Raw genomic sequence first — 25,895 nt, 5'->3', positions numbered from 1 at the left:
TTTGAAGAGTATAATAATAGTAAAGCGTTTTCTAATTAATAGAATTGATTGTAGCTTTGGGTAAGAATTATAAAATTGAAGGAGAGAGGGAATTATGATAAAAGTAATTCTTAAAAAGAACATCAAGTTTATGGCAGTATCTTTGATTATGAGTTTAATTATGGTTGTGGCGACGCTGTCCGTACCGTTTTTAAGTAACAAGATCTTCAGAGATATTACCAACATTCAAAGAAGTGATTTGTACTTATTGTTTGGGATAATGGTGTTAAATTATTTTATTCAAATAGGGCTGATTTTGTTAAAAGAAAAAGTAGCGGTGAATGTGAATTCAGAAAACTTAGATAATTTTATGCAGGATTTATTTCATGTGAAATACGACACTATGATTAATTTGGGAAACAATTCACTGATTACGAAGATTTCTAAGTTGACTAATTCTATTTACAGTTTTTTGATTGACGATGTAAACACAATGGTTAGTTCGATTTTGATAATTATTGGAGCTTTGATTTTTGTTTCTATTCAAAATATTTATTATGGTTTGATTTTATTAGCGATAATACCATTTACATTTTTCGGATTTAAATTAATCAATAAAAAACTATCTGAAAAATGCGTATCACTATCTGCAATTACTTCCAAAAACTACCAAGATTTTAATAATATTTACAGTAATCCAGATTTTTTGAAACAATACTCCAAGTTTGATGGTTTTGATAATCTTATCAACAAGAAAATCGTGGAAATTTTTGAAGCACACAAAAGCGTTAATCAATTCGCAGGTGCAGCAAGTAGTAGTATTAGAATGTTTAACGAGCTTGTGCAAAACGCTTTGTTGATATGGATAAGTTATAATGTTACGATTGGAAATGCTAAGTTATACTCAATTGTGGTGTTTACTTTGGTAATCAATGTATTCTTCGACTCATTGTATTCATTAAATGGAGTAAATATCGACTTAACGAATTTGAAGGTGGATTCTGGATTTTATAAGGAAAATATTTTAGATAATTTGGAAAACAAAAATGGCGTTGCAATTGAAAATACAATAAGCAAAGTTAAATTTGAAAATCCAGTTGTGAATATTTTGGATACTGAGTTCAAATTTGAAATTAATGAAGAATTTTATCCTTCAGATATCGTATACATAGACGCAAAAAGTGGCGCTGGTAAAAGTACACTTCTACGCTCGTTGTTGAATATTAGAGATGTTGATGGAATATCTATTAACGAAAAGTCAGTCAATTCATTATCTTTGGATGAATTAAGAGAAAAAGTCGCATACGTTCCACAAAATCCACTTATCATTCCTGCAAGTCTGAGGGAAAATATTTTGGTGGATACAGTCAAAGACAAATCTATCGATGAAAAAATATTGTCAATGGATGTTTTGAAGCCTGTATTGAAGAATAAAAACCTGGATTCGGAAATTTTGGCAAATGGAGAAAACTTGTCTGGAGGAGAAAAACAAAGAGTATCCATCGTTAGAAGTCTTATGAGAGATGCTGATGTTTATATTTTTGACGAAATAACTAGCAACTTGGATTCAGAATCACAGGAAGATTTCTTCTCGAATTTTATTAAAGATATCGACAATAAAATCGTGTTCATTATTAGCCACGATAAAAAAGTACAAAAATATTGCAACAAAACAATGCATGTAAAATAAAAACGAGCTGATTCAAATTTAGCTCGTTTTTAATATGTGATTCTGTCTAATATTTTATTGATTTTCGGATCAAGTGGTGTTGTATTAGAAGCTGCTGTAAGAACTGCTTACAATATGTTAACTGGTGATGACCTTAAACAATTAGAGTTCGAAGAACTTAAAGAAATGAGAGGCATCAAAGAATCCAGAATAGAAATTTTAGGAAAAGAAGTTAAAGTTGCTGTTGCAAGTGGACTCGCAAATGCTAGAAGGCTTTTGGAAAGCATCAGAGATGGAAAAGCTCACTACGATATTATAGAAATCATGGCGTGCCCTGGTGGATGTATCGGTGGAGCTGGACAACCACTTCTTAGAGGGAATGTTTCGAAATTAGAAAAGAGAATGAATGCTATTCATAAAGAAGACAGGGACAAACCAATCAGAAGATCATACGAAAATAAATCTATCAAAAAGATTTACAATGAGTATTTGGATGCTCCTGGTTCAGAAAAAGCACATCATTTGCTTCACACTGAATATTCTTCAAGAGCAAAATATTAATTGAATAATTTTTGAAAAAGTTCTTTGGCGATTGCCGAGGAACTTTTTTATTAAAACCAATTATCAAACTAAAAAAATTATAGTATTATATATAGATGGAGTTGGTGAATAATTGAAAAAAATTTGTAATATATTTTTGGGATTGATTTTGGCCCTGATTTTTATAATAAATTTAAAATGGGGAAATAATGACCATTTGGTAAGCTATGATGGAATTGAACTTGATTATGTAAAAGCTACTGTAGTAGATATTGTAGATGAAACGCTGGATTATCCTTATAATTCAAAACCTGTAGGAATACAAAACATCAAAGCGAAAATTAGAAAAACTGGAGAAATTGTGGATGTGGAGAACAAACTAGAAGCATCGCATAGTGTTTTAGTAAAAAAGAACGACAAGGTGATTCTGGCGAAAAGTAGAAATCCTCATCACAATTCTGAAACTTTTTACAGGATGTATAATTACGATAGAAGTTTTAGTACAATCTTATGGATAGGGATATTTATAATTTTCATAGCACTTGTTGCAGGAAGTAGAGGAATAAAAAGCACGATTGCTCTTGTGATTAGTATATACATAATTTTGTTTTTTGATATTTCGCTTATCATGAATGGATTTAATAATATTGTGATTACAATTTTAACTGTGATTTTGTGCACAATATATTCCACTTTGATTTTATATGGTTATTCTAAAATGAGTTTAATCAATATGATTTCTGTTTCGGTATCATTTGTATTTGTGAGTATTTTGGTTAAGCTAATGAGTATCGGACTTAATATTTCGGGGTATAATCTGGAAAATGTCGGGGAATTGATACTTGTGATAGGAAAGGTATGGAAATTAAATATCGAAAATTTACTGTTTTCCACTGTTGCTATTTCAGCTTTGGGAGCGTCAATGGATGTAAGTGTATCGATAGCTTCTGCATTAAGAGAAATTCAGTCGTTAAATAAAGATGTATCGAGTAAAAAATTATTTAAAAGTGGGATGAGTATTGGTCGAGATATTATTGGAACAATGGTCAACACATTAGTATTTGCATTTATTGGATCATCACTTGTGAGCATAATGATTTTTATATTGCACGGAACAAATACTTTTAATAGAGTTGTGAGTTCTGATTTTTTTGCGGTGGAAATTACGAAAGCGTTAATTGGAATAAGCGTTGTGATTATAATGGTTCCAGTGACTTCTTTTATTGCATCGAAAATATACAATGAGAATAGTTTTTATAAGCATATCAAATGATATGCTTTTTTTAATGTTTTTTTAACAAATTTTTACATTTTATTAACTTTGAAAAACATAAATTTAATATTTTAATCGTACAATGTATTTGGTGATGAAATATTGAAGAAAATTGTTAATGTAATTTTAATCTTGCTATTGATTGGAATTTTCTTTTTGAATAGAAAGCTAGATGTAAATGAAAGCTTGATTAGTTACAAGGGTGTGGAATATCTGAGGGCGAAGGTTGTGGAAGTTGTGGATGAATCGCTAGATTATCCGGACAATTCTAAACCTGTCGGCGTTCAGAAGATTAAAGCTAAGATTTTAAAAACTGGAAAAGTTGTGGAGTTGGATAACGAACTTGTGAACACACACAGCATTAAAGTTCACAAAGGAAGTAATGTTATTCTAATTCAAAATCAAAATTCAGGTTCAACTGATGATTATTACTATTCCGTGTACAACTACGATAGAAGTATAAGAATTTTTGTGATTATAGCATTATTTGTAATATTTTTGGCTGTGATTGCTGGGATAAAAGGCTTCAAAAGTGCGATAGCTTTATTTGTAAGTATTTATATAATTTTATTTTTTGATGTGGCGCTTTTGATGAATGGATACAATAATATTTTGGTTACGATTATAACGGTAATTTTGTGTGCAGTCTATTCTCTAGTGGTGTTGTATGGATACAGTAAAATGACTTTGGTAAATATGATATCGATAGGAACTTCATTTTTGATAGCGGCAATTATGGTCAAAATCATTGGAAAAGTTTTGTATGTTTCTGGACACAATATGGAAAATGTAGAAACTTTGATTTTGGTAGGAAAAACATGGGGACTTAGGATTGAGAACTTATTATTCTCTGCAGTTTCCATAGCATCTCTTGGTGCTTCAATGGATGTTAGTGTGTCGATTTCATCTTCTTTGAAAGAAATTAAATCATTAAATACAGATTTGGATAGCAGGAAGCTTTTTCAAAGCGGAATGAATATAGGTAAAGATATTATTGGAACAATGGTAAACACTTTGGTGTTTGCATTTATAGGGTCTTCTCTAGTGACGATTATGGTTTTGATATCGCATGGAGTAAGTTTTAATCAGCTTGTAAATTCTGATTTCTTTTCAGTAGAAATCACAAAAGGGCTGATAGGTACGGTCGTTGTGATTATAATGGTGCCAGTGACATCATTATTCTCATCAATTATATATAATCTTAAGGGGGAAAATTAATGAACAAAACGGCAAAAGCGTTATTAGCACTGGGTATGGTATTTTCTATAGCTACAACAGCTACATACACAACTACATTTGCTGAAACTAATGTAAAAAATGATGTTAGCACAACAGCAACACAAACTCAAGAAGAATCTCAAATAAGATTTCCAATCTTGACTATAGGTAAAGACCAAAGTGAAAGAAACTTCACTTGGTACAGCAAGAGCAAAGAACAAGGTTATTTGGAAATAGTAGAAGCAAATGATCAAAAAGATTTTTCAAATGCAACGAAAATCAAAGCTGTAACTTCTGACAAGAACACAACATTTGATATCAATGACAAATCAAACGCAAAAGTAAAAATCGAAAAAGATAAGAAAGATCAAGCTTTAAAAGATTTGTATGAACTTAAAGATATGTCAAACTCTCAAGTAAATATCAAAAACTTGAAACCAAACACTAAATACATGTACAGAGTTTACAATGGTAATGGCAAAAAATCTCAAGTATTCGAATTTACAACTCAACCAAAAGGAGGCTTTACATTTGTATTAGCAGGGGACCCTCAAATTGGTGCCGGTAAATTCTACGCAGACAGAGACAAATGGGAAAAAGCATTGGGAACTATCAAAAAACAAGTTCCACAAATGAGTTTCTTGTACAGTTTGGGAGACCAAGTCAACGAATATACATCTAAATCAGAATTAGAATACAGTGGATATATTGAAAGAGAAAACGCAAAAGGAATTACATTTGCAACGTTAATTGGTAACCACGATTCACAAGCAAATTCTTATTCACAACACTTTGCACTTCCTAACCTTCAAGCTGAAGGAAAAACAGAAGCAGGTTCCAACTATTATTTCGTGTACAATAATACGTTATTCATTCAATTAAATTCTAACAACATGAATACTGCTGAACACAAAGCTACAATTGAAAAAGCAATTGAAATGACAAAAAATCAAAACATCAAATGGAAAGTAGTTGGTTTCCACCACGCTATTTATTCTGCAGCGACTCATGCGAATGACGACGATATCATCAAGAGAAGAGCGGAATATCCAGCATTGATGAAACAATACGGTATTGATTTAATAGTATCTGGTCACGACCACGTTTACACAAGAAGTAGAATGATGAATGGCGGAGTAGCTATTGAAAGCGAAAGAAACTTTACTGACAAATCAAAAGAAGAAGGTAAAGTTCCATCAAAATATGTAAACCCAAAAGGACAATTATATTTAACTGCAAACTCTGCATCAGGTTCAAAACACTATGATTTAGTAGAATTCAAAGACTACATGGCAGTTAGAGACCAACATTACAAACCAAACTTCACAGAAGTTAAAGTGACTGACAAATCAATTGTAGCCACAACATATGAAACAGATTCATTAAAAGTTGTTGATCAAGTTGAGATCGAAAAATCAACTGCGAACACTACAAATGAAAATGTTCAAAGAATTTCTGGAGAAAACAGAGTACAAACAGCTATCGAAGTTTCTAAGAAAATGTTCAAAGAAGGAACTAACAAAGTCGTATTAGCTAACCAAGATAATTATTCTGACGTTTTGACGGCTGCTCCATTTGCAAAAGCAAACAACGCATCCTTGTTGTATGTATCTTCTAACTCAATTAGTAAAGAAGTAATGAGTGAAATTGCTAGATTAAAAGCAAAAGAAATCACTATTATCGGTGGAGAAAAATCTGTAGATGAAGGATTGAAAAAAGAATTAGAAAAGAGAAATTTCAAAGTTGACAGACTTTCTGGAGCTGACAGATACAAAACAAGTGCACAAATCGCAGCTAAACTTATCGACGATAAGACAACAACATTAGAAATCGCAAGTGGTGAAAATTATGCCGATGCATTATCACTTAACAACGCAGCAGAAAAAGACAAAGCTCCAATACTTTTAGTAAGAGTTAACGCTATCGACAAATCAGTTGAAGATGTTATCAAATCATCAAAAGCATCATTAATAAATATAGCTGGTCGTGAAAAATCAGTATCTGAAAGCACAAAAGCCAACATCAAAAAAATCTCCAATGCTACAGTTAACAGAATTGGCGGAGCTGACAGATACGAAACAAGTATTCTTCTTGCAAAATATTCTGGAGCAAAAGAAGTTGTCGTAGTAGCAAGTGGAGAAAACTTTGCAGATGCATTAGTTGCAGCACCATTCTCAGCAAAACAAAAAGGCGCAATCCTTCTTACTAACAAAGACAAATTAGGACAAAACGCAGAACAATTCATCAAAGATACTAAATTCAACAAATCTTATGTAATTGGTGGAGAAAAATCAGTATCTGAAGATGTAATTACTCAATTAACAAGTATCATAAAGTAATCCCATAAACTTCTAAATTTTAGGTATCCTCTCAATTTATATTGAGGGGATATTTTTGTTATGAATTTTAAAAATCAGGGTATAAATAAACCAAATAAAGGGGGAGTATGTATGAAAAGATTACATAAATTTTTAAAATTTTCGGTTGTTTTATTATTTGCGATAATTTTTCTAGCATCTTGTAGTAAAAATAATGCTGAAAAAGAAGAAATAAAACTAACTGAAGAACAACAAAAATGGGTTGGAAATTACTTTGAAGAAGCTTTTAAAGGAATAAAATCAGGAAAAGATAGAAAGCTTACAGATGACGAGGTAAATCAAATTAAAAAAGTTTTTGTGGAGAAAAGGCCTGGATCAGAATTTGATGAAATTAAAAACATAACTTCGAATTTCTTCAAGGCAGGAAGTTACAACGATCCAAAAGAAATAGATTTGGATGGTTTTATCAAATATTTTCCATCGAAAAATTATGAAGAAAATTCAGATGAGCATAAAGCTATAATAGAAAAATTGAAAAAACTAGATAGTTTTTCAGAATTTGAATTTTCAAGCAAAAATATGCCACTTGTAGAAATCGACAAGAATCTTGTAGATGCTACGTTGGAAAAATACGCAGGAATTGTTTCAGACGATGTTAAAAACAAAGAAAAATGCTTGTATTTGAAAGAAAACAACGCTTATTATACATTTGTAAGCGATGTTGCGATAGGCACTTTTTATCCAAATGAAGGAGAAATTAAGGGAAATGATTTGGTATTAAAAAACAACTATGCGACTCTTACACTTGAAAATAAGGACGGAAATTACTTTATAAAATCATATATTGAGAAATAATTTACACGAAATGACTCCAAAAATTGGAGTCATTTTGTGTATTTGTAAAATATTTCAAAATAATATATACTATCTAATGATATAATTAAAAAATATGGAGGGATTATGAAAAACAAATTTTTAAAGATGTTAAGTCTTTCTTTAATGTTAATTTTTGCGTTGACTGCTTGTCAATCAAAAGATAATTCAAAAGAAACAACATCAAAAGAATCTACAAAAACTGAAGAAAAAGTAGACGACGCTAAAAAGTTTGAAGGTAAAACTTTGAACGTTGTTGCTACAAGCGACAAATACGTAAAATTATTTGACAAGTTCACTGAAAAAACAGGAGCTAAGGTTGAATTCTTATCTATGTCAAGTGGTGAAGTTTTATCGAGAGCTAAGGCTGAAGGTAAAGCAATGGCTGATGTATGGTTTGGAGGCGGAATCGACGCTTTCATGAAAGCTAAATCAGACGATATGTTAGAAAAATATGAATCTGAAGCTTTGAAACAAATTCCAGACGATTACAAAGACAAAGATGGTTATTGGTTATCAAAAGGAATCACAGTTGTTGGTTTCTTAGCAAACAACGAAGTATTAAAATCTAAAAACTTAGAAGTTCCAAAAACTTGGGATGAATTAGCAGATCCAAAATACAAAGGCGAAGTAATCATGAGCGATCCTTCAATCTCTGGTACAAACTACGCAGCAGTTAAAGGATTATTGGACAAATACGGCGAAGAAAAAGGTTGGGATTATTTATCTAAATTAAATGATAATATTAGCTTCTACGGCAAAAGAGGAAAAGATCCTCAAGAAAAAACAGCAGCTGGAGAATTTGGAATTGGTATTATTCCAGTTGACAAATCAGCGTTTGATACAGCAAAAGATAACAACTTAACTGTTGTTTATCCTGAAGATGGTATTCCATGGGTTCCAGAAGGAGTAGCTATTTTCAAAAATTCACCTAACACTGAAGTTGCAAAAGCATTCATCGATTTCATGTTAGAAGATGAATCTTTACAAATGTTAGCAGAAATAGACGGAAAAGATTCTAACCAAATGGTTAAAGATGGAATCAAAGGTCTTGATTTAGGGTTGAAAAAAGAAAACTTAATCAAACAAGATTTGTCTACTTTTGGTGAAAAGAGAGAAGCTATTTTAAATAAATTCTCAGAATTTGTAAAAAATAAGTAATTTAATAGGGAGAAATCTATCAGGTTTCTCCCATTTTACTAGCACCTTAACGGGTGCTTGTTTTAAATGGAGTAAATTATGAAAATATTAGATAAATTTATTAAATACATAATTTTCCTACTCATATTCGTTTTTATTGGACTTCCATTTTTGTATGTATTTAAAGAAGCATTCACTGCAGATGGAGGCAATTCAATAGATTTTATATTAAATGTATTTAAAGAGAACAAAAATCTGTTTGTGAATTCAATTACTGTTGGTTTTATTGTATCGGTTTTAACGACTGTTTTTTCTGCAATAATTGGATTGTATTGCTTTTTGAGTGGTAAAATCCATCAAAAAATCATCAGTGCAATTTTATTGGTGACGATGATTACGCCTCCTTTTGTAACAAGTTTGTCTTACATAAATTTATTCGGTAGAAGAGGGTTCATCACGTACAATTTGTTGAAATTAAACACCAATCCTTATGGAATGACGGGAATTATATTAATGGAAACTTTGGGATTTTTGTCGTTGAGTTGTTTAATGGTTATATCTTATCTTAATAATTTGGATACAGCTTCTATCAATTCAGCAATTGATTTGGGGGCGAATACGAACCATGTAGTAATCGATATTTTAATTCCACAATTAAAAAATACATTGATTTCTGTGTTTTTTCTCACATTTATTCGTTCGATTGCGGATTTTGGAACTCCTGCAATTATAGGTGGTAAGTTTAACGTTCTGGCAAGTGAAGGATACATGTCGGTCATTAGCAAAGGAGATATTAAAACTGCGGCAGTTATCAATATAATGATTTTGATTCCTTCTGTTATTATGTTTATCATTTATTCGAAGTCTATGAGAAAAAGCAATATCAATTCTAATTCTTCACAAAGTGCAATTATTGACAAAAAATCTGCTGTATTTTATTTCTTGTGTGTTATTAGTGTGTTTTTGTTGAGTTGGCTTGTGATTCAATATGCGTCAATTATTTTGTCAGCATTTACGAAAATGAAAAACAACGAACTTATATTTACTTTGGAAAACTTCAGAAATTCCAAATCTTACATTACAAACACAATTACAAGAAGTATTGTGTACTCTTTGATTAGTGCGTTCTTTGGAAGTATGATAGGGCTTTTGATGGCATACTATTCTATAATTAAGAAGAGTAAGGTGATTAAAGTTGCAGATTATATTTCAAATTTGCCATATATTTTGCCAGGAACTTTCTTTGGGTTGGGATATTTATTGGCATTCAATCACAAACCATTGCTTTTAGTAGGAACGAGTGCAATTGTGGTTTTGAATGTTTTATTCAAACAAATGCCGTTTTCAACAAAAGTTATGAACAGTCACGTATTATCAATCAGTGAAGATGAAATTAATTCTGCACAGGATTTGGGTGCAAATTTTATTTATGTTTTTAAAGATATTGTGCTTCCTCTTACCAAAAAAGGATTTACAGTGACATTTATCAACGCATTCACAGCTACTATGACTACAATAGGTTCTATTATTTTCTTGGTTTATCCAGGTCAAAAAGTTTTAACGCTTGTGATGTTTGATGTTATAAACAGTGGCAATTACAATATAGGTTCAGTGATTGCGTTAATAATAATTTTGATATGTCTTGTTGTAAACGGTGGATATTATTTGTTAACAAAAATAGGAGATAAAAAATGATTTTGAGTGTTAAAAACCTTACTAAAATTTACGAAGATAAAACAGTAGTCGATAATGTGGAATTTGATTTGGAAAAAGGGAAAATGTTGTGTATTTTGGGGCCTTCAGGTTGTGGCAAAAGCACGATACTAAACATGATAGGTGGCTTTGTGAAGCCAAATTCCGGACAAATTATTTTGGATGGAGAAGATATCACTCGTTTGACAGCAGAAAAAAGAGATATAACAACTGTATTTCAATCTTATGGGCTTTTTTACCACATGAATGTGTTCAAAAATGTCGCTTATGGTTTGAAATTCAAAAACATGGACAAATCTAGTATTGAGAAAAAGGTCAACGAAATGATAGATTTGGTAGGCCTAAAAGGTCATGAGAAAAAAATGATTGATGAATTATCTGGCGGTCAAAGACAAAGAGTTGCCCTTGCGAGGTCATTGGTTTTGAGTCCGAAACTTTTATTATTGGACGAGCCTTTGAGTAACTTGGACCAAAAATTGAGAGTTAGCATGAGACTTCTTATAAAAAATATCCAAAAAAATTTGGGAACTTCGATGATTTTTGTAACTCATGATCAAAATGAAGCTTTTGAATTGGCTGACGATATTATTTTGATGAATAAAGGTAAAATTGAACAACATTCCTATCCTTTGGATATCTACAGAAATCCGAAAAATAATTTCGTGTTGAATTTTATCGGTGATAAAAATATTTTTGAAGGATATTACGTTAGACCAGAAGATGTAAAAATTTCAGACCAAGGAGAAGATGGTATTATCAAGGATATTGTGTTCCAAGGCTCAAGCGTAAAAGTTGAGATACAATTAGATGACAAAACTATCGATTCTTATATGCTCAACAATGATTTTAAAAATGAAATTGGAGATAAAGTAAAAGTTATATATTCTAAAAGAAAATTACCGACAAATTAGAGTAAAACGCTTGAAATTTGGGTAAAATATAGTATAGGGAAAAATAAAGGAGGCAACATGGGTAGAAAAAAAGTTTCTGAATATCCTTATACTATTCAAGAATTGAAAGAGATTACGATTCGCCAATTACAAGAAAGAGGCGTTGAGATAGAAGAAATTGCAAAAATAGTGTTCACTTTACAAGAAAAATACTATCCTAATTTGACAATGGAGTTATGCATTGAAAATGTGGAGAAAGTTTTGGAAAAAAGAGAAGTGCTACAATGCGTTTTAACTGGAATTGCAATTGATAAAGCTTGTGATAAGAAACTGTTTGATGATCCAATTCAAAAAATTATTGAATCTGATGAGAGCCTTTATGGAATTGACGAAGTGTTGGCTTTGTCGATTATAAACGTTTATGGGTCAATAGGTTTCACTAATTTTGGGTATTTGGATAAGGAAAAAATCGGAATTATCAAAGAGTTAGATGTGGAGAAAACTGATTGTGTTAACACATTTTTGGATGATATAGTGGCTGCGATTGCAGCGGCTGCGGCAAGTAGACTATCTCATTCGAGATTTAAATAGGAGATTTTATGTATACGATAGATAACATAAACAAAAAAAGAAGATTCAAAAAAATTGACTTGGATTGTAGCCTTGAAATAGAAGAAGGTTACATATATTTGTTTACAGGTCACGACAAAAATATTGATGAATTGTTTGATATTTTAGGATCTTTTACAACTAAATACAATGGGGAGTTTTTGTATGGTTTCGAAGACAAAGAAAATGTACTTAAGACTCCAAAACTAACAAATGAAGTAGAATTTTCAACATTTTTACAAGATTACAACTCATCAATGAAAGTGAAAAAGTATCTTAAATTAAAAAAGAAGTTGAATCCTTATTTCGATGAACAATTTGTAGATTCTGTACTCAAAGGTTTTGCAATTGACGAGTTTGCAAGGTTAGAAGATTTGAAGGAAGATTACTGCAATATTGTGTTGATGACGGCTGCTTTGGCTACAAACAAAAAGATAGTAATTCTTAAAAACTTTGAAATAGCCGATAGGAAGCTTTCATTGGAATTTATTGACATTATGAAAAAACGACAAGAATTAATCAGAAATACGGTTTTGATTTCATCGCCAATAGTAGAGGAAGTGTTCTTCGATTATTTGATTTTAATGCAAGATGGTAGAATTAAATTCAAAGACTCCAAGCACAATATACTGACAAATGCTAAGGTGATTCGTGGACCAAAAGAAATCATATCGGCGATGAATTACAAGAGAATATTGACTAGAACTTCTGATGGACTCGAAGATGAAATAAAAATGTTTGATAGCATCAACGAAGATGAACGCCTTTTACTTGAAAATAACGGATGTGTAGTAAAACAATTACCGTTAGACGAACTAATTACAATGATTGAGGAGGGAAATTATGAAAAGACTGTTAAGACAGAAGCTATCGGCTAGTATATCTTATTTATTTTACACTCTTCTCGTGTCTGTTGTAATATTGGCTATAATAGGAGGACTTTCTTATTTTAAAATTTGGAAATTCGATTTTAGCAAATTACCATTGTTCACTTACGTTGTGCCAATGTTTTTGTTAAACACCTTCTACTTTTTATTAATAGCAAGTAAGGATTATTTTCAAGATTTTGGAATAAATATCGAATCATCATACCACAGAAAACAAATCAAAAAAGCTACAATATTTGAAAGAATTTTCAATGTGGCATTAGTTTTTGGTGTGATAATTGGAATAATTTATTTGACAAGGATAATGTCGGGATTATTGCATGCTAGACAGATAGAAACATATTACGACAAGATTGGAATCTACACAAAAGGATCTTTATTATCATATATGCCTATAGTTTTTGTGATTTCATCATTGTGTAGCTTAGCATTCACGTCCTTAATATTTTTAGCTTACAAATTTGGAGCTGTGAAAATATTTATTTTATTTACAGCTATTGTAGTCGCTGTAAATGTATTTTTCTCAAAATATTTGATATCAGCATTCAAATTATTTAGTGGACTTAACATGTATATCTATTTGGGAGTTGGAGTAATAGCACTTATATTGTCTGTATTATTTACTAACTTCATCAAAAGCTTAAATGTAAAATAAAGGAGATGGCTCGGATTTATCCGAGCTTTTTATATGAGAGATATTTACAAATCAAAATTAGGAAATATTCTTATCGAAAGTGACGGAAAAAATATAACAAAATGTGAATTTACAGATTTTTTTGTAGAACAGGGGAATGATGAAATAATTGAAAAATGTAAGAATTATTTAGACGATTATTTTTCGGGTAAAATTACAGGGCAATTTGACGATATATTAATCGATAAATCAGATTACACAACTAAGATATTGAAGTTAGTGTGTGAAATTCCGTATGGAATGATTGCAACATATACCGACATCAAAGAAAAATACGAAGAAATCTACAGCACTAAAACATCAGCAAGAGCAGTTGGAAGAGCTGTTGGCTCAAACGATTTGATGATTTTAGTACCTTGCCACAGAGTGATTGGAAAAACAATGCTCTTACTGGATATAAATTTGGAATAGAAAAGAAAAAGTATTTATTAGATTTGGAACAAAATAACAAACCTTTTGTAAATATTTGAGCAATGTTTACGAAATTGCAACAAATGTTTTTAAGCGATTTTTAAGATATTTGTCGTGATATAATTAAGAAAAGCAGGAGGAAATTATGAGGTTAGATATTTTTAAATCGAAACTTAAAAACTTAAAGAAAACAATAAAGCTATATCCAATGGTATTACTTGCCATATTTATTGCTACGATATTTGCAATTATGGGGATATGGTATATCGAAATCGGTGCATTAAATAGCACTTTAACAGCGGATTTACTTATTTCTTTGCTTTATTTTGCGATGAGCTACATGATTGTAAAGCTGATAATCACTGACAAAAACATAGAAATCACCAAGGGCAAAAAAGCTTTGGTATATACAATTGTTTCAGTGATTATGGGATTAGTGTGCTATTTCCTAATAATAAAGGTAGATAAGTCCTTCGTACTTAGAAATCAAATCACTCAGATTGGATTATTTGTTACGCTTTTTGTTGGAATGTTTGTAGCAGGACACTTTAATGTGAGAGTTGACTATGCTGATTACGCAGTTAAAATAGTTTTATCAATAATAGAATCGTTGATTTATTGCGTGACGATTTTTATAGGAATTGTTGCCATTTTGTTCACGACAAAGGAACTGTTCAAACTACAATTTAATCTTAGCAATGTCATAGTATCATGTGCAGCGGTAATTTTTCTATTGCTAAATGCATCTATAATTTTATCAAAATTCCCGTTGAAATATAGTGACGAAAATCTAAAAATCAAATGGCTTTTGCCTTTTAAGTTTTTATTTACGAGAATTATTGCTCCGATATTTTTGATATACGGTTTTATTTTACTTCTATATATAATAAAGGTAGTAGTTTTAAAGACGATACCTAACAATATCATCACAAATCTTATTTTGTGGTATGGATTGCTTTCAGTAGTGGTCTTGTTCATATTAAAAACTGTAGAAGACAAATTCATAAATGTTTACAATAAAATTCAACCTATAATATTATTGATACTTTCTGTTATGATGTTTTACTCAATAGGAATCAGAATATCATATTATGGAGTTACGGAAGAAAGATATCTTGTGGTAGTTGGCGGAATATTCATTGTTATATCAATGATTTACTATTTATTCTTCAACAAGAAGACATACATCACGATACCGACGACGTTTTTGATATTGGCATTGATTTCTTCGGTGGGACCTCTTTCTGCATATAATATCAGTAGAATAGACCAAAAAGCCAAATTAGAAAAAATGCTAGTTGAAGAAAATCTGCTTGTAGATGGCAAAATAAAACCTCAAAGCAATGTAAATCCAGCTAAAATAAAGGAAATAAAAGACAAACTTGACTATTTTGTAGTCAAACATAGCGCAAAAGAACTTCCTTATTTGGGTGATAAATTTACAACTTCACAAGAGGATATGAATCGTGTATTTGGATTCAGAGGAAACGAATTTGAGTCACTATACGGACAAATCAGATCCTTTGTCAATGATAGGTTAGAAATTAATACGACAAACTACGACCGTTTATTGGAAAATATTCAATTTCAATACGATTCCAACACACAAAATATCGAAAATTTAGGAAATCAAAACGTTACGTTTTCCAAAAAATCAAATATTGTTGTTATAAAATACAAAAATGAAACAATTGGCAAATTCAACATAGAAATATTTAATAACAGATTAGAAGAATTGTGGAATCTACAAGGTCCTGATATTAACACAGAAGATCCTGACAATTTAATAAAAGATGAAGGTGTAATTAACAATCGTAAATACAAGACGATACTTGAAAGAGCGGAATGCATTTATGATAATGGACAAAAAATGACATATTACATCAAATGCTTATACACAAAATAAGTGAATAATATTCTTTACAAAAAATTATCAAGTGTTATAATAAATCTGTATTTTAACAAATTAATTATTGTCGATTGAGGAGAAAAATTATGTATAATTTTAACTGTGATTATCTAGAAGGAGTTCATCCAAATATCATAAAAGCACTTGAAGAAACCAATATGGTTCAACAACAAGGCTATTGCAACGATGAATACACTCATCAAGCAAAAGAACTTATCAGAAAAAAGATTTCTGATCAAGACGTTTATTTCCTACATGGTTCTACAGCTTGTAACAAACTTGTTATCAAAACATCGCTAAGACCTTTTGAAAGTGTTATCGCATGTGATAATGCTCACATTAATACATTAGAAACAGGGGCTATTGAAGATATTGGTCACAAAATAGAAATAGTAGAAGATGAAGATGGATTATTAATTCCAGAAGTAATAGACAAGTTCGTCTCAGAAAGAATGAATGATCCTGCATATTTTCACAAACCAATTCCAAAAATGGTTTACATAACCAATTCATCAGAATCGGGAACAATCTACACTAAACAAAGACTTATGGAAATAAAAAAAGTCTGCGACAAACATGGACTGTATTTATTCATGGATGGTGCAAGACTTGCATATGCATTAGCTGCAAAAAATAATGATTTAACATTAAAAGAAATTTGTGATATTGTCGATGCGACATATGTAGGAGGAACAAAATGCGGGGCTATGTTTGGAGAAGCGTTGATATTAAACAACGATGACTTCAAGCTTCATTTTAAAAACTACATTAAAGGCTCTGGAATGTTGATTGCCAAATCCAGATTTTTGGGAATTCAATTTAGAGAATTATTTACTGATGATTTAATTTTCAAATTAGCTGAAAAAGCAGATGAACAGGCTGACAGAATCAGACGAAGATTAAAAGAACAAAACTATGTGTTAGCTACTCAATCTACTACCAATACAATATTCGTAAACATGGATTATGAAAGATACCACAGATTAAAACACAAATATAATTTTTGCGAAAATTACAAAACAAATGATTACATAAATGTAAGAATTTGTACATCATGGTCTACGGAAGAGCACATGGTAGATGAATTGATAAATGACTTATAAAATTGCGACCTTAAATGGTCGCTTTTTTAATAGAGATTTTTTAAAAATAAAAAAATATTACAAAAAAGTTACAATGATTTACAAAAAACTACTAAATACTTTTGTGGTATAAATTCCTAAAATATCTCATCTTTTATTTGTTTAAATCCGTTTATTAAATTTTTCACACAAAAATAATAAAAATATCGCCAAAAAATGTAAAAATATTTCACTCAGAACGGACATGATAACAAATATCAAATGAGAAATTTATGAAAACAATATTTCAATAAAATAGCGATTATTACGAAAAGTATACAATACTGTAAAGATAAATTAAAACGAAAAAATTTATAAAAAAACAGAACAAGATAATTATATAACAATATAATATTAAAATATTTTGAAAAAACGTTGTTTATGTTATCATTTTCATAAATTCATGTTATAATGAAATTACGAAAAACGTGAAGACTAGAACTTATATATTTTCAAATATGTATTCACGATTAATTCGGATTTTCTCATATGATTAAAATATTTAAGGAGGAATTGTAAATGAGAAACAAGAAAAGGTTTGTTGCCTTGATGTTAGCCGGCCTTATGGTTGCTGGTACAGCATGTGGAAATGGAGGCTCAAAAGGTGGAGAAAAAGGAGAAAACACAGTATATAATACTTTCTTAAGTGCAGACCCTGACTCTATCGATGCTCAAAAAGGTAGCGACAGCTATGGTAATACAGTTGTTAATAACGTATATGAACCACTTATCAGATTGGTTCAAAACGAAGATTTAACATTGAAACCAGAAGCAGCAGCAGCTGAAGAATGGACAGTTTCTGAAGATGCTATGACTTACACATTCAAATTACGTGATGGTTTAAAATGGGAAGATGGTCAACCATTAACAGCAAAAGACTTTGAATATGGTATTAAGAGAACAGCAGATCCTAAGACAGGTTCTGGTTCATCATTCTTATTAGCTGATATCGCTAACTTCCAAGAAGTTAACGAAGGAAAAGCTCCATTAGATAAATTAGGAGTTAAAGCACTTGACGATAAAACATTGGAAATCAAATTAAGTGCCCCAGCACAATATTTCATTAACATCGTACCTTTCAGAGTATGTTTCCCACAAAGAAAAGACATAGTTGAAAAACACGGTGAACAATTTGGTTCTGAAGCTAACACAATCGTAGGTTGCGGACCTTTCAAATTAACTGAATGGACTCACAACTCTAAATTAGTTCTTGAAAAGAACCCAGACTACTGGAACAAAGACAAAGTTAAATTAGAAAAAGTAAACATCAGAGTAATCACTGATACAAACACAATGATGAACGCTTTCCAATCTGGAGAAGTTATGAGTGTAAGTACTAACAAACCAGAATGGACTTCTAAGTTTGATAAGAGAGAAGGCACTAAGACTCAAAAAATTGATATTCCAGCAGTAGATTACTTCGCAGTTAACCACAAAGATAAATTATTTAAGAACAAAAAAGTTAGACAAGCATTCAACATCGCTTTAGACAGAGAAGGCTTCAACGAAACAGTTCTTAAAGGAAAATCAGCTCCAGCTTATTTCTGGGTACCAAAAGCTATTACAATTGAAGATTTGAAATACAGAGATATGGCAGGAAACCCTGTTAAAGAAATGGCTGACAAATTAGGCGATCCAAAAGCTTTATTATCTGAAGGTCTTAAAGAATTAGGAATGGATCCAGATCCATCTAAATTAGAAGTAAGCTTAATTATGACTAACTCACCAGACTTGAAAAAATTCGGTGAATATTTCCAACAAAACTTCCAAAACAAACTTGGTGTTAAGGTTAAATTGGAAATGATGGAATGGGCTATCCTTTCTGGTAAAATCAACAAAGGTAATTACCAAATGGGTTACTTAGCATGGACTGCTGACTACAACCACCCATCAGCAATGATGTCTCTATTCACTTCAAGTGCTAACGCAGTTAGAACTGGATGGAAGAGCGAAGAATACGATAAATTAATCAGAGACGCTGCCAAAGAAAAAGACAAAAACAAACAAGTTGAATTATATAAGAAAGCTGAACAAATCCTAGCTGATGAAACAGTTATTATCCCAATCATTTCTGGTACTACTAACATGTACTATCAAGATTATGTAAAGAATATTAACTTAAACCAATTCTCAACAGCAGGATACAAAGACACTTATTTAGAAAAAAAATAAAAATACCCTCCTTACTGGATGTCCAGTAAAGAGGGTACATATCAAAATGGCAGGCTGTTACAAATAATTTGTAACAGCCTACTAATTGTATATAGGAGGACTCATGTTAAAATATCTTATAAAGAGAATCTTGTATATGGTGCTTACATTATTTGTAATCACAACAGCAACATTCTTCTTGATGCATAATATTCAAGGGGATCCATTGTCTGCTATGGGTAAAACTCTTCCAGAGCAAACAATAAAAAATTATAAAGCTAGATATGGTTTGGATAAACCAGTATCAACACAATATGCAATATTTTTGAAAAATGCATTACATGGAGATTTAGGTGCTTCATACAAATATCCAGGTAGAGAAGTAAAAGCTACAATCGCTCAAACTGCTCCAGTATCTGGAAGAATTGGTGGACAAGCCATGGTAATAGGTATTACTATTGGTATTATTTTTGGTATTCTTGCGGCCTTAAACAGGGGTAAAGTGCCAGATTATATTATCAGTGTATTAGCTATTTTGGGTATTACGATACCTGTATTTATTTTGGGGGCTCTTTTACAATACGCTTTCGCAGTAAAACTAAATTGGTTTCCAACTTCAGGCTACGGAGACGAAATCAAGTATACAATTTTGCCTTCAATAGCATTATGCTTTGGTTCAATAGCTACTTATGCTAGATACATGAGAAGTAATGTATTGGAAGTTTTAAACGAAGACTACATACTAACTGCAAAAGCAAAAGGTGTATCAGGCTTCAATGTAATTAGAAAACACGTATTCAGAAATGCTATACTTCCTATCATCACAATAATAGCACCACAAATCGTTGGTATCTTTACAGGATCTTTCATTATTGAAAGTATGTATTCTATACCAGGATTAGGAAGCTACTTTGTAAACTCTATAACTGCCAGAGATTATCCTATGATTATAGGTACAACAATTTTCTATGCATTCTTGTTCTTAATCTCTCAATTAGTTGTAGATATCTTATACGGAATAGCAGATCCAAGAATTAAAATAGTAGATTAGGGGATTAGTATGGAAAAAATAGATCAAAGCAAATTTCAAAGACTAACAGATGACGATAGAACATCTGAGTTTATAGCAAGACCTGTAGTAACATACTGGTCTGACGCTTGGAGAAGATTTAAAGAAAACAAGGCAGCTTTAGTTGCATTTATTATATTAGTATTTTTAATTGTAATGGTTATCATCGGACCAATGCTAACAGGATACTCTCACGAACAATTAGTTGGAGATATTAACTTATCACCAAGTTCAAAATTCTGGTTCGGTACTGACGAACTTGGAAGAGATATCTTCACAAGAATTTGGAGAGGTGGTAGAATTTCCATCATAATAGGTCTTGCAGGTGCTATTATTGGTACTGTTATAGGTTCTATTTATGGTGCAGCTTCTGCATTCTTTGGTGGAAGAGTTGACACAATAATGATGAGAATTGTAGAGATTTTGATTTCTATTCCTTATCTATTATTAGTAATTATTTTAAGATTAGCATTAAACTCAAATGGTGTAGGTACACTTATCTTAGCCATGACTATCACAGGATGGTGTGGTCTTGCAAGACTTGTAAGAGGTCAAATTCTTTCATTAAAAGAACAAGACTATATCATGGCAGCTCGTGTATTGGGAGTAAGCAACAAAGACATCATTATCAAACACCTTATTCCAAATACTTTGAACGTAATACTTGTATCAATTTCATTTGATATTCCAGGATATATATTTGGTGAAGCTTTCTTAAGTTACTTAGGACTTGGTGTACAACCTCCAGAAACTTCTTGGGGACTTATGTGTTCACAAGCTCAACAAGTATTCCAATTTTATCCTTATCAATTGTTTTTCCCAGCTCTAATGATCGGGTTAACAATGCTTTCATTTACTTTGTTAGGTGATGGTTTGAGAGATGCGCTTGACCCTAACCTTAGACAGTAGGAGGAAAAAACATGAGCAAGAATAAATACAAAGATGTAGATGAACTAAAAAAAGAACAAAACCTTTCAGAAGAAACTTTAGTTGAAGAAACTGTAATTAATGAAAATAATGAAGTGGAAACTACAACTAAATATGTTTCCTCTGAAGTTGTAGAAGATAGAGTTAACGAAGAAAAAAATATGAACGAAAAACAAAATTTATCAGAAGAACTTACAAGAACTGCTAGAGTAGAAAAAGATTACACTAACAGACCAAAAGTAATTGAAGTAGATAACTTAAACGTATCTTTCAATACTTATGCTGGTGAAGTAAAGGCTGTAAGAGGTGTAAGTTTTGACATCTACGATGGAGAAGCTTTGGCTTTAGTAGGTGAATCTGGATGTGGTAAAACAGTAGTAAGTAAATCTATACTTCAAATTTTACCTCAATCAGCAGTTATCAAAGAACCATCTTCAATTAAATATATGAATGAAGAAGTTCTTAACATGGATAAGAAGAGATTAAGAGAATATAAAGGTTCTGATGTATCAATGATTTTCCAAGACCCTATGACTTCTCTTAACCCAACTATGAAAATAGGTAAACAAATTACAGAATCTCTTTTATTGCACACTGATTTATCAAAAGATGAAGCTAAAAAAGAAGCTGTTAAATTGTTAAAGACTGTAAATATTCCTAACGCTGAAGAACGTGTTAAACAATATCCACACGAATTATCAGGTGGTATGAGACAAAGAGTTATGATTGCCATAGCATTGGCATGTAACCCTAATGTTATCTTGGCTGACGAACCAACCACAGCACTTGATGTAACTATTCAAGCACAAATCTTGGATTTGATGAGAGAATTAAGAGATACTAAAAACACTTCTATAGTTCTTGTAACTCACGATTTAGGCGTAGTAGCTGACTTTGCAGACAGAATTCAAGTAATGTATGCCGGTGAAATCATGGAAACTGGTACAGTACAAGAAATATTTAAAGATGCACATCACCCATACACATGGGCATTGTTGATGAGCGTTCCAAGACTTGACTCATCAAAAGATAATGAATTGTATTCATTAGGTGGAACTCCACCAGATTTATTGATGGAAATTCCGGGATGTCCATTTGCAGCGAGATGTGATTATGCAATGCAAATTTGTAGAGAAAAGAAACCACCTGAAACTAGATATTCAGACCATCATGTTTGCAGATGTTGGTTAACACACGAACAAGCACCAAAAGTTGAAAGACCTTATTAGGAGTGAATTATGTCAGAAACTAACGTTATTAAAGATAAAAACATAGATTATTCAAACAGAGAAGTGCTTGTTGATTTAGAAAACTTGGATAAGTTTTTCAAAGTTGGTAAGAACAAGACTTTAAAAGCTGTTGAAAATGTAAATTTAAAAATATATAAAGGGGAAACTTTCGGACTTGTAGGAGAATCTGGATGTGGTAAAACTACATGCGGAAGAACAGTTATTAACTTATACGAACCTACAAACGGTAAAGTTATTTATGAAGGAAAAGATACTTCAAAATTGAGTGGAAAAGAAAAACAATCTTTCAAGAAAAAAGCTCAAATGATTTTCCAAGACCCATACTCATCACTTGATTCTAAGATGACAATTGGTGATATCATTGGAGAAGGTATCAGAGTTCACTTCCCTGAAATGAAAGAAAAAGATATTCAAAACAGAATTACAGAATTATTAAAAACTGTAGGACTTAACGCTGAACACGGAGCAAGATTCCCACACGAATTATCTGGTGGACAAAGACAAAGAATTGGTATTGCCAGAGCTTTAGCTGTTGAACCAGAATTTATCGTATGTGATGAACCTATCTCTGCGCTTGATGTAAGTATTCAAGCACAAGTTGTTAACTTACTTATTGAATTACAAAGAGAAAAGAAATTAACTTATTTATTCATTTCTCACGATTTATCAATGGTAAAACACATTTCAGATAGAATAGGCCTAATGTATTTGGGTAGTATGGTCGAAGTATCTTCTAACACTAAGATTTATAATCAACCACTTCACCCTTACACTAAAGCATTGATTTCTGCAATTCCTATTCCAGATCCAGATGTTTCAAGCGAAGGACGTGTTAAATTACAAGGAGAAATTCCTTCACCAATTAATGCGCCAGAAGGATGTAAGTTCTGTACAAGATGTAATTATGTAATGGAAATCTGTAAAAAAGACAGACCTGTATTACAAGAAGTAGCAGATAAACACTTTGTAGCTTGTCACTTATTCGATAAAGGATTAGACGAAGGTATAAGAGCTATGAAAGAACAAGATACTAAGCTTAGTCGTGCACCTCAATCTGAAGTTCAAGAAAATGTTGAAGAAACAACAGCTGATCAACAAATGGATAAGAGATTAGATGACGAAGCAAAAGCTAGAAATATCGACTCTACAGGAATGACAAAATAAATTATATTCCCCGCCATGTGCGGGGTTTTGTTTTGCCTAAAATTCAAACACAATATCAAATATATGATAAAATAATCATTGGTGTTAAAATAAATTTATAATTACACCATAGTAAATTTGCTATGATATAATAAATTGAGAGGGGAATTATGATTAAGAATATAATATTTGATCTTGATGGTACTATTACTAATTCCTATGAGGGAATTGTAAATGCTGTTAAGTTTAGTTTGGATAAAATAAATTTTAAATACGATGAAAGTAAGCTCATATCTTTTATAGGACCACCTTTGAAAGACAGTTACATGGAGTTGGGATTTAGTGAGACTGAATCCAAAGAAAGAATTGAAGATTTCAGGGATTACTATTTCGAAAAAGGCATGAAAGAAATGGAACTCTACGATGGAATTGTAGAAACTATAGACAAATTTTATGATGATGGATATAAAATTTATTTGGCGACGAGCAAAGTTGAATCGTCGGCTAGAAAAATTCTTTCGGATAATAATTTGTTGAAATATTTTTCGTATACTGCTGGTGCGACTATGGATCAATCTAGAGTTGAAAAAGAAGATGTAATAGCATATTTAATTGATAAAACTGATATAAAACCAGAAGAATCGATTATGGTTGGGGACAGACATCACGATATTGAAGGGGCAAGACTTAACAATATTAAAGCAATCGCTGCAGGATATGGATTTGGAAATGCAGAAGAATACGAAAATGCGGTTTTTGTTGCAGAAAAACCAATTGATGTGTATGAATATGTGATTAATCAAAATGATAGGTGATTTGAATGGTTAATAATATTAAAAATACGGTTATAGAATTTTCAAAACAAAATGAAGAAGTTAGAAGTCTTATAGAAACGGGAAGAAGACTTAATCCTACTTTAAAAAAGGACGAAAACACTGATTATCACTTTGTTTTCGGCGTTAGTGATTTTGAAAAGTTTAAGGATTCACATTTCATTGAAAACTTATTCGGCGATGTGTTGATGTTAGAAAAATCTGACAAATTAACTTATACGAATAAAATTAATCCGCACAACATAAGCTACACAATAGTGCTCAATGATATTTCTAAAATCAGAATATTTTTCATAAAAGAAAACACGATGCAGGCTTATATTAATGAAGATAGTCAATCAGAAATTTTGGTAGACAAAGACCAAGTTTTAGTTGGAAATAGCACGAAATCAGATGTTTGTTTTAGACAATTAAAGCCAACTAAACATGAATTTGAATCACTTGTTAATCAAATGTTCATAAATTCATTGAATGTTGCGAAAGGATTGTACAGAAAAGAAGAAATCTACGCCATTCAAATGTTTTATCATGTTAGAGAAAACGTAGATAAAATGACTGGTTACTACATTGGTAGCAATTACGACTTCAATGTAAATATTGGATACAACTACGAATACATCAAGACTTATCTTCCAAAAGATCATTACGAAAGATATCTGCAAACATATCCACTTCCAGAATTAGAAAATTTGTGGAGTACATTGTTTAAATCATGTGATCTTTTCAGAAAACAAGGACTTCACGTGGCAGAGCTTTTGGGATATGAATATCCTAAGAGAGTTGACCGCGATATAATGCAAAAAATTAGAGATATATGGCAAAGGTCGTACGATTAAAAAAACTGGTTTTTATAAACCAGCTTTTTTTATCCCTTGAATATTTCCAAGCCAAACATATCGCACATATCGTTCAATCCTTGTAGGATTTCTTCACGACTGTAGTTTGATTTTTGAAGTTTTTCATCGGAAAGACCTTTTAATTTTTCGTAAAATCTAGTAGCGATTGTCGCATACATTAGATTATTAGTTTCTAGATTTTCGAACAAAATATTTTCCGCATCGTTTATTCTATCTTCTTCGATTAGATTTTCCAACAATCTTTCAAATTCGAACGAATCTTTTTGGTATTGTTCATTCTCGTTTAATTTTCTACTTGTTTCCATATCAGTAAATAATTTTTGCAAAAATTCACTGACTACGTTGATTTGTTTTAATAGCCAATCGTTTGATTCTATCATGTTATCACTCTTTCTAAATTTCTCTACTTATATTATACTAA

23 protein-coding genes are annotated in these 25,895 nt (G+C 31.4%); 22 read left to right on the top strand and 1 reads right to left on the bottom strand.

From position 1 onward, the window contains the following. Positions 1-94: 94 nt before the first annotated feature. From HMPREF0391_RS02075 to HMPREF0391_RS01970, 22 genes are all read left to right on the top strand, one after another. Positions 95-1,669 carry an ATP-binding cassette domain-containing protein gene (locus HMPREF0391_RS02075; protein ID WP_002835197.1) on the top strand — a complete coding sequence of 525 codons (1,575 nt, stop codon included), beginning with the start codon at positions 95-97 and terminating at the stop codon, positions 1,667-1,669. 36 nt (positions 1,670-1,705) lie between these two features. Then, positions 1,706-2,209, top strand: a complete 504-nt coding sequence (locus HMPREF0391_RS02070) for an iron hydrogenase small subunit (protein ID WP_002835196.1) — start codon at positions 1,706-1,708, stop codon at positions 2,207-2,209. A 112-nt stretch (positions 2,210-2,321) separates the two neighbouring features. Beyond that, complete coding sequence (locus HMPREF0391_RS02065) at positions 2,322-3,461, top strand: YibE/F family protein (RefSeq protein WP_002835195.1); 1,140 nt, start codon at positions 2,322-2,324, stop codon at positions 3,459-3,461. A 102-nt stretch (positions 3,462-3,563) separates the two neighbouring features. Beyond that, positions 3,564-4,679 carry a YibE/F family protein gene (locus HMPREF0391_RS02060; RefSeq protein ID WP_002835194.1) on the top strand — a complete coding sequence of 372 codons (1,116 nt, stop codon included), beginning with the start codon at positions 3,564-3,566 and terminating at the stop codon, positions 4,677-4,679. Next, positions 4,679-7,018 (top strand): cell wall-binding repeat-containing protein, encoded by a 2,340-nt coding sequence (locus tag HMPREF0391_RS02055; protein ID WP_002835193.1) that lies wholly within the window; start codon positions 4,679-4,681, stop codon positions 7,016-7,018. Before HMPREF0391_RS02060 ends, HMPREF0391_RS02055 begins: the two co-directional genes overlap by 1 nt. A 111-nt stretch (positions 7,019-7,129) precedes the next feature. After that, positions 7,130-7,852: a hypothetical protein gene (locus HMPREF0391_RS02050; protein WP_230454530.1), complete on the top strand. Its 723-nt coding sequence runs from the start codon at positions 7,130-7,132 to the stop codon at positions 7,850-7,852. A 105-nt stretch (positions 7,853-7,957) separates the two neighbouring features. Next, entirely contained in the window at positions 7,958-9,031 is a 1,074-nt protein-coding gene (locus HMPREF0391_RS02045; protein WP_002835191.1) for an ABC transporter substrate-binding protein, read from the top strand. Positions 9,032-9,109: 78 nt separating this feature from the next. After that, positions 9,110-10,705: an ABC transporter permease gene (locus HMPREF0391_RS02040; RefSeq protein WP_002835190.1), complete on the top strand. Its 1,596-nt coding sequence runs from the start codon at positions 9,110-9,112 to the stop codon at positions 10,703-10,705. Beyond that, positions 10,702-11,634, top strand: a complete 933-nt coding sequence (locus tag HMPREF0391_RS02035) for an ABC transporter ATP-binding protein (RefSeq protein ID WP_002835189.1) — start codon at positions 10,702-10,704, stop codon at positions 11,632-11,634. The genes HMPREF0391_RS02040 and HMPREF0391_RS02035 overlap by 4 nt, the downstream gene beginning before the upstream one ends. Before the next feature lie 57 nt (positions 11,635-11,691). After that, complete coding sequence (locus HMPREF0391_RS02030) at positions 11,692-12,204, top strand: phosphatidylglycerophosphatase A (protein WP_002835188.1); 513 nt, start codon at positions 11,692-11,694, stop codon at positions 12,202-12,204. A gap of 8 nt (positions 12,205-12,212) precedes the next feature. After that, positions 12,213-13,100, top strand: a complete 888-nt coding sequence (locus HMPREF0391_RS02025) for a hypothetical protein (RefSeq protein ID WP_002835187.1) — start codon at positions 12,213-12,215, stop codon at positions 13,098-13,100. Beyond that, positions 13,066-13,764: a hypothetical protein gene (locus HMPREF0391_RS02020; protein ID WP_002835186.1), complete on the top strand. Its 699-nt coding sequence runs from the start codon at positions 13,066-13,068 to the stop codon at positions 13,762-13,764. Before HMPREF0391_RS02025 ends, HMPREF0391_RS02020 begins: the two co-directional genes overlap by 35 nt. Positions 13,765-13,797: 33 nt before the next feature. Next, on the top strand, positions 13,798-14,214 hold the full coding sequence (locus HMPREF0391_RS02015; RefSeq protein WP_002835185.1) for a methylated-DNA--[protein]-cysteine S-methyltransferase: 417 nt from the start codon (positions 13,798-13,800) through the stop codon (positions 14,212-14,214). 145 nt (positions 14,215-14,359) lie between these two features. Beyond that, a complete protein-coding gene (locus HMPREF0391_RS02010; RefSeq protein WP_002835184.1) occupies positions 14,360-16,120 on the top strand; it encodes a DUF4153 domain-containing protein in 1,761 nt (586 codons plus the stop codon). 89 nt (positions 16,121-16,209) lie between these two features. Next, on the top strand, positions 16,210-17,226 hold the full coding sequence (locus HMPREF0391_RS02005) for a threonine aldolase family protein (RefSeq protein ID WP_002835183.1): 1,017 nt from the start codon (positions 16,210-16,212) through the stop codon (positions 17,224-17,226). 537 nt (positions 17,227-17,763) lie between these two features. Then, positions 17,764-19,416, top strand: coding sequence for a peptide ABC transporter substrate-binding protein (locus tag HMPREF0391_RS02000; RefSeq protein ID WP_002835181.1), 1,653 nt, complete (start codon positions 17,764-17,766; stop codon positions 19,414-19,416). Positions 19,417-19,519: 103 nt separating this feature from the next. Continuing rightward, positions 19,520-20,446, top strand: coding sequence for an ABC transporter permease (locus HMPREF0391_RS01995; RefSeq protein WP_002835180.1), 927 nt, complete (start codon positions 19,520-19,522; stop codon positions 20,444-20,446). A 9-nt stretch (positions 20,447-20,455) separates the two neighbouring features. Next, positions 20,456-21,373 (top strand): ABC transporter permease, encoded by a 918-nt coding sequence (locus tag HMPREF0391_RS01990; RefSeq protein ID WP_002835179.1) that lies wholly within the window; start codon positions 20,456-20,458, stop codon positions 21,371-21,373. Between the two features lie 11 nt (positions 21,374-21,384). Beyond that, positions 21,385-22,620: an ABC transporter ATP-binding protein gene (locus HMPREF0391_RS01985; RefSeq protein WP_002835178.1), complete on the top strand. Its 1,236-nt coding sequence runs from the start codon at positions 21,385-21,387 to the stop codon at positions 22,618-22,620. A gap of 9 nt (positions 22,621-22,629) precedes the next feature. Further along, positions 22,630-23,805 carry an ABC transporter ATP-binding protein gene (locus tag HMPREF0391_RS01980; RefSeq protein WP_002835177.1) on the top strand — a complete coding sequence of 392 codons (1,176 nt, stop codon included), beginning with the start codon at positions 22,630-22,632 and terminating at the stop codon, positions 23,803-23,805. A gap of 149 nt (positions 23,806-23,954) precedes the next feature. Beyond that, entirely contained in the window at positions 23,955-24,599 is a 645-nt protein-coding gene (locus tag HMPREF0391_RS01975) for an HAD hydrolase-like protein (RefSeq protein WP_002835176.1), read from the top strand. 5 nt (positions 24,600-24,604) lie between these two features. Beyond that, positions 24,605-25,453 carry an aminoglycoside 6-adenylyltransferase gene (locus HMPREF0391_RS01970; protein ID WP_002835175.1) on the top strand — a complete coding sequence of 283 codons (849 nt, stop codon included), beginning with the start codon at positions 24,605-24,607 and terminating at the stop codon, positions 25,451-25,453. Between the two features lie 29 nt (positions 25,454-25,482). On the opposite strand, the gene HMPREF0391_RS01965 is transcribed toward HMPREF0391_RS01970, so the two are convergent. Then, entirely contained in the window at positions 25,483-25,854 is a 372-nt protein-coding gene (locus HMPREF0391_RS01965) for a DUF6483 family protein (protein ID WP_002835174.1), read from the bottom strand. Positions 25,855-25,895 lie beyond the last annotated feature (41 nt).

It is taken from the genome of Finegoldia magna ATCC 53516 (assembly GCF_000159695.1).
Taxonomy (GTDB): Bacteria; Bacillota; Clostridia; order Tissierellales; family Peptoniphilaceae; genus Finegoldia; species Finegoldia magna_F.
This window is presented reverse-complemented; position numbering and strand designations above follow the sequence as displayed.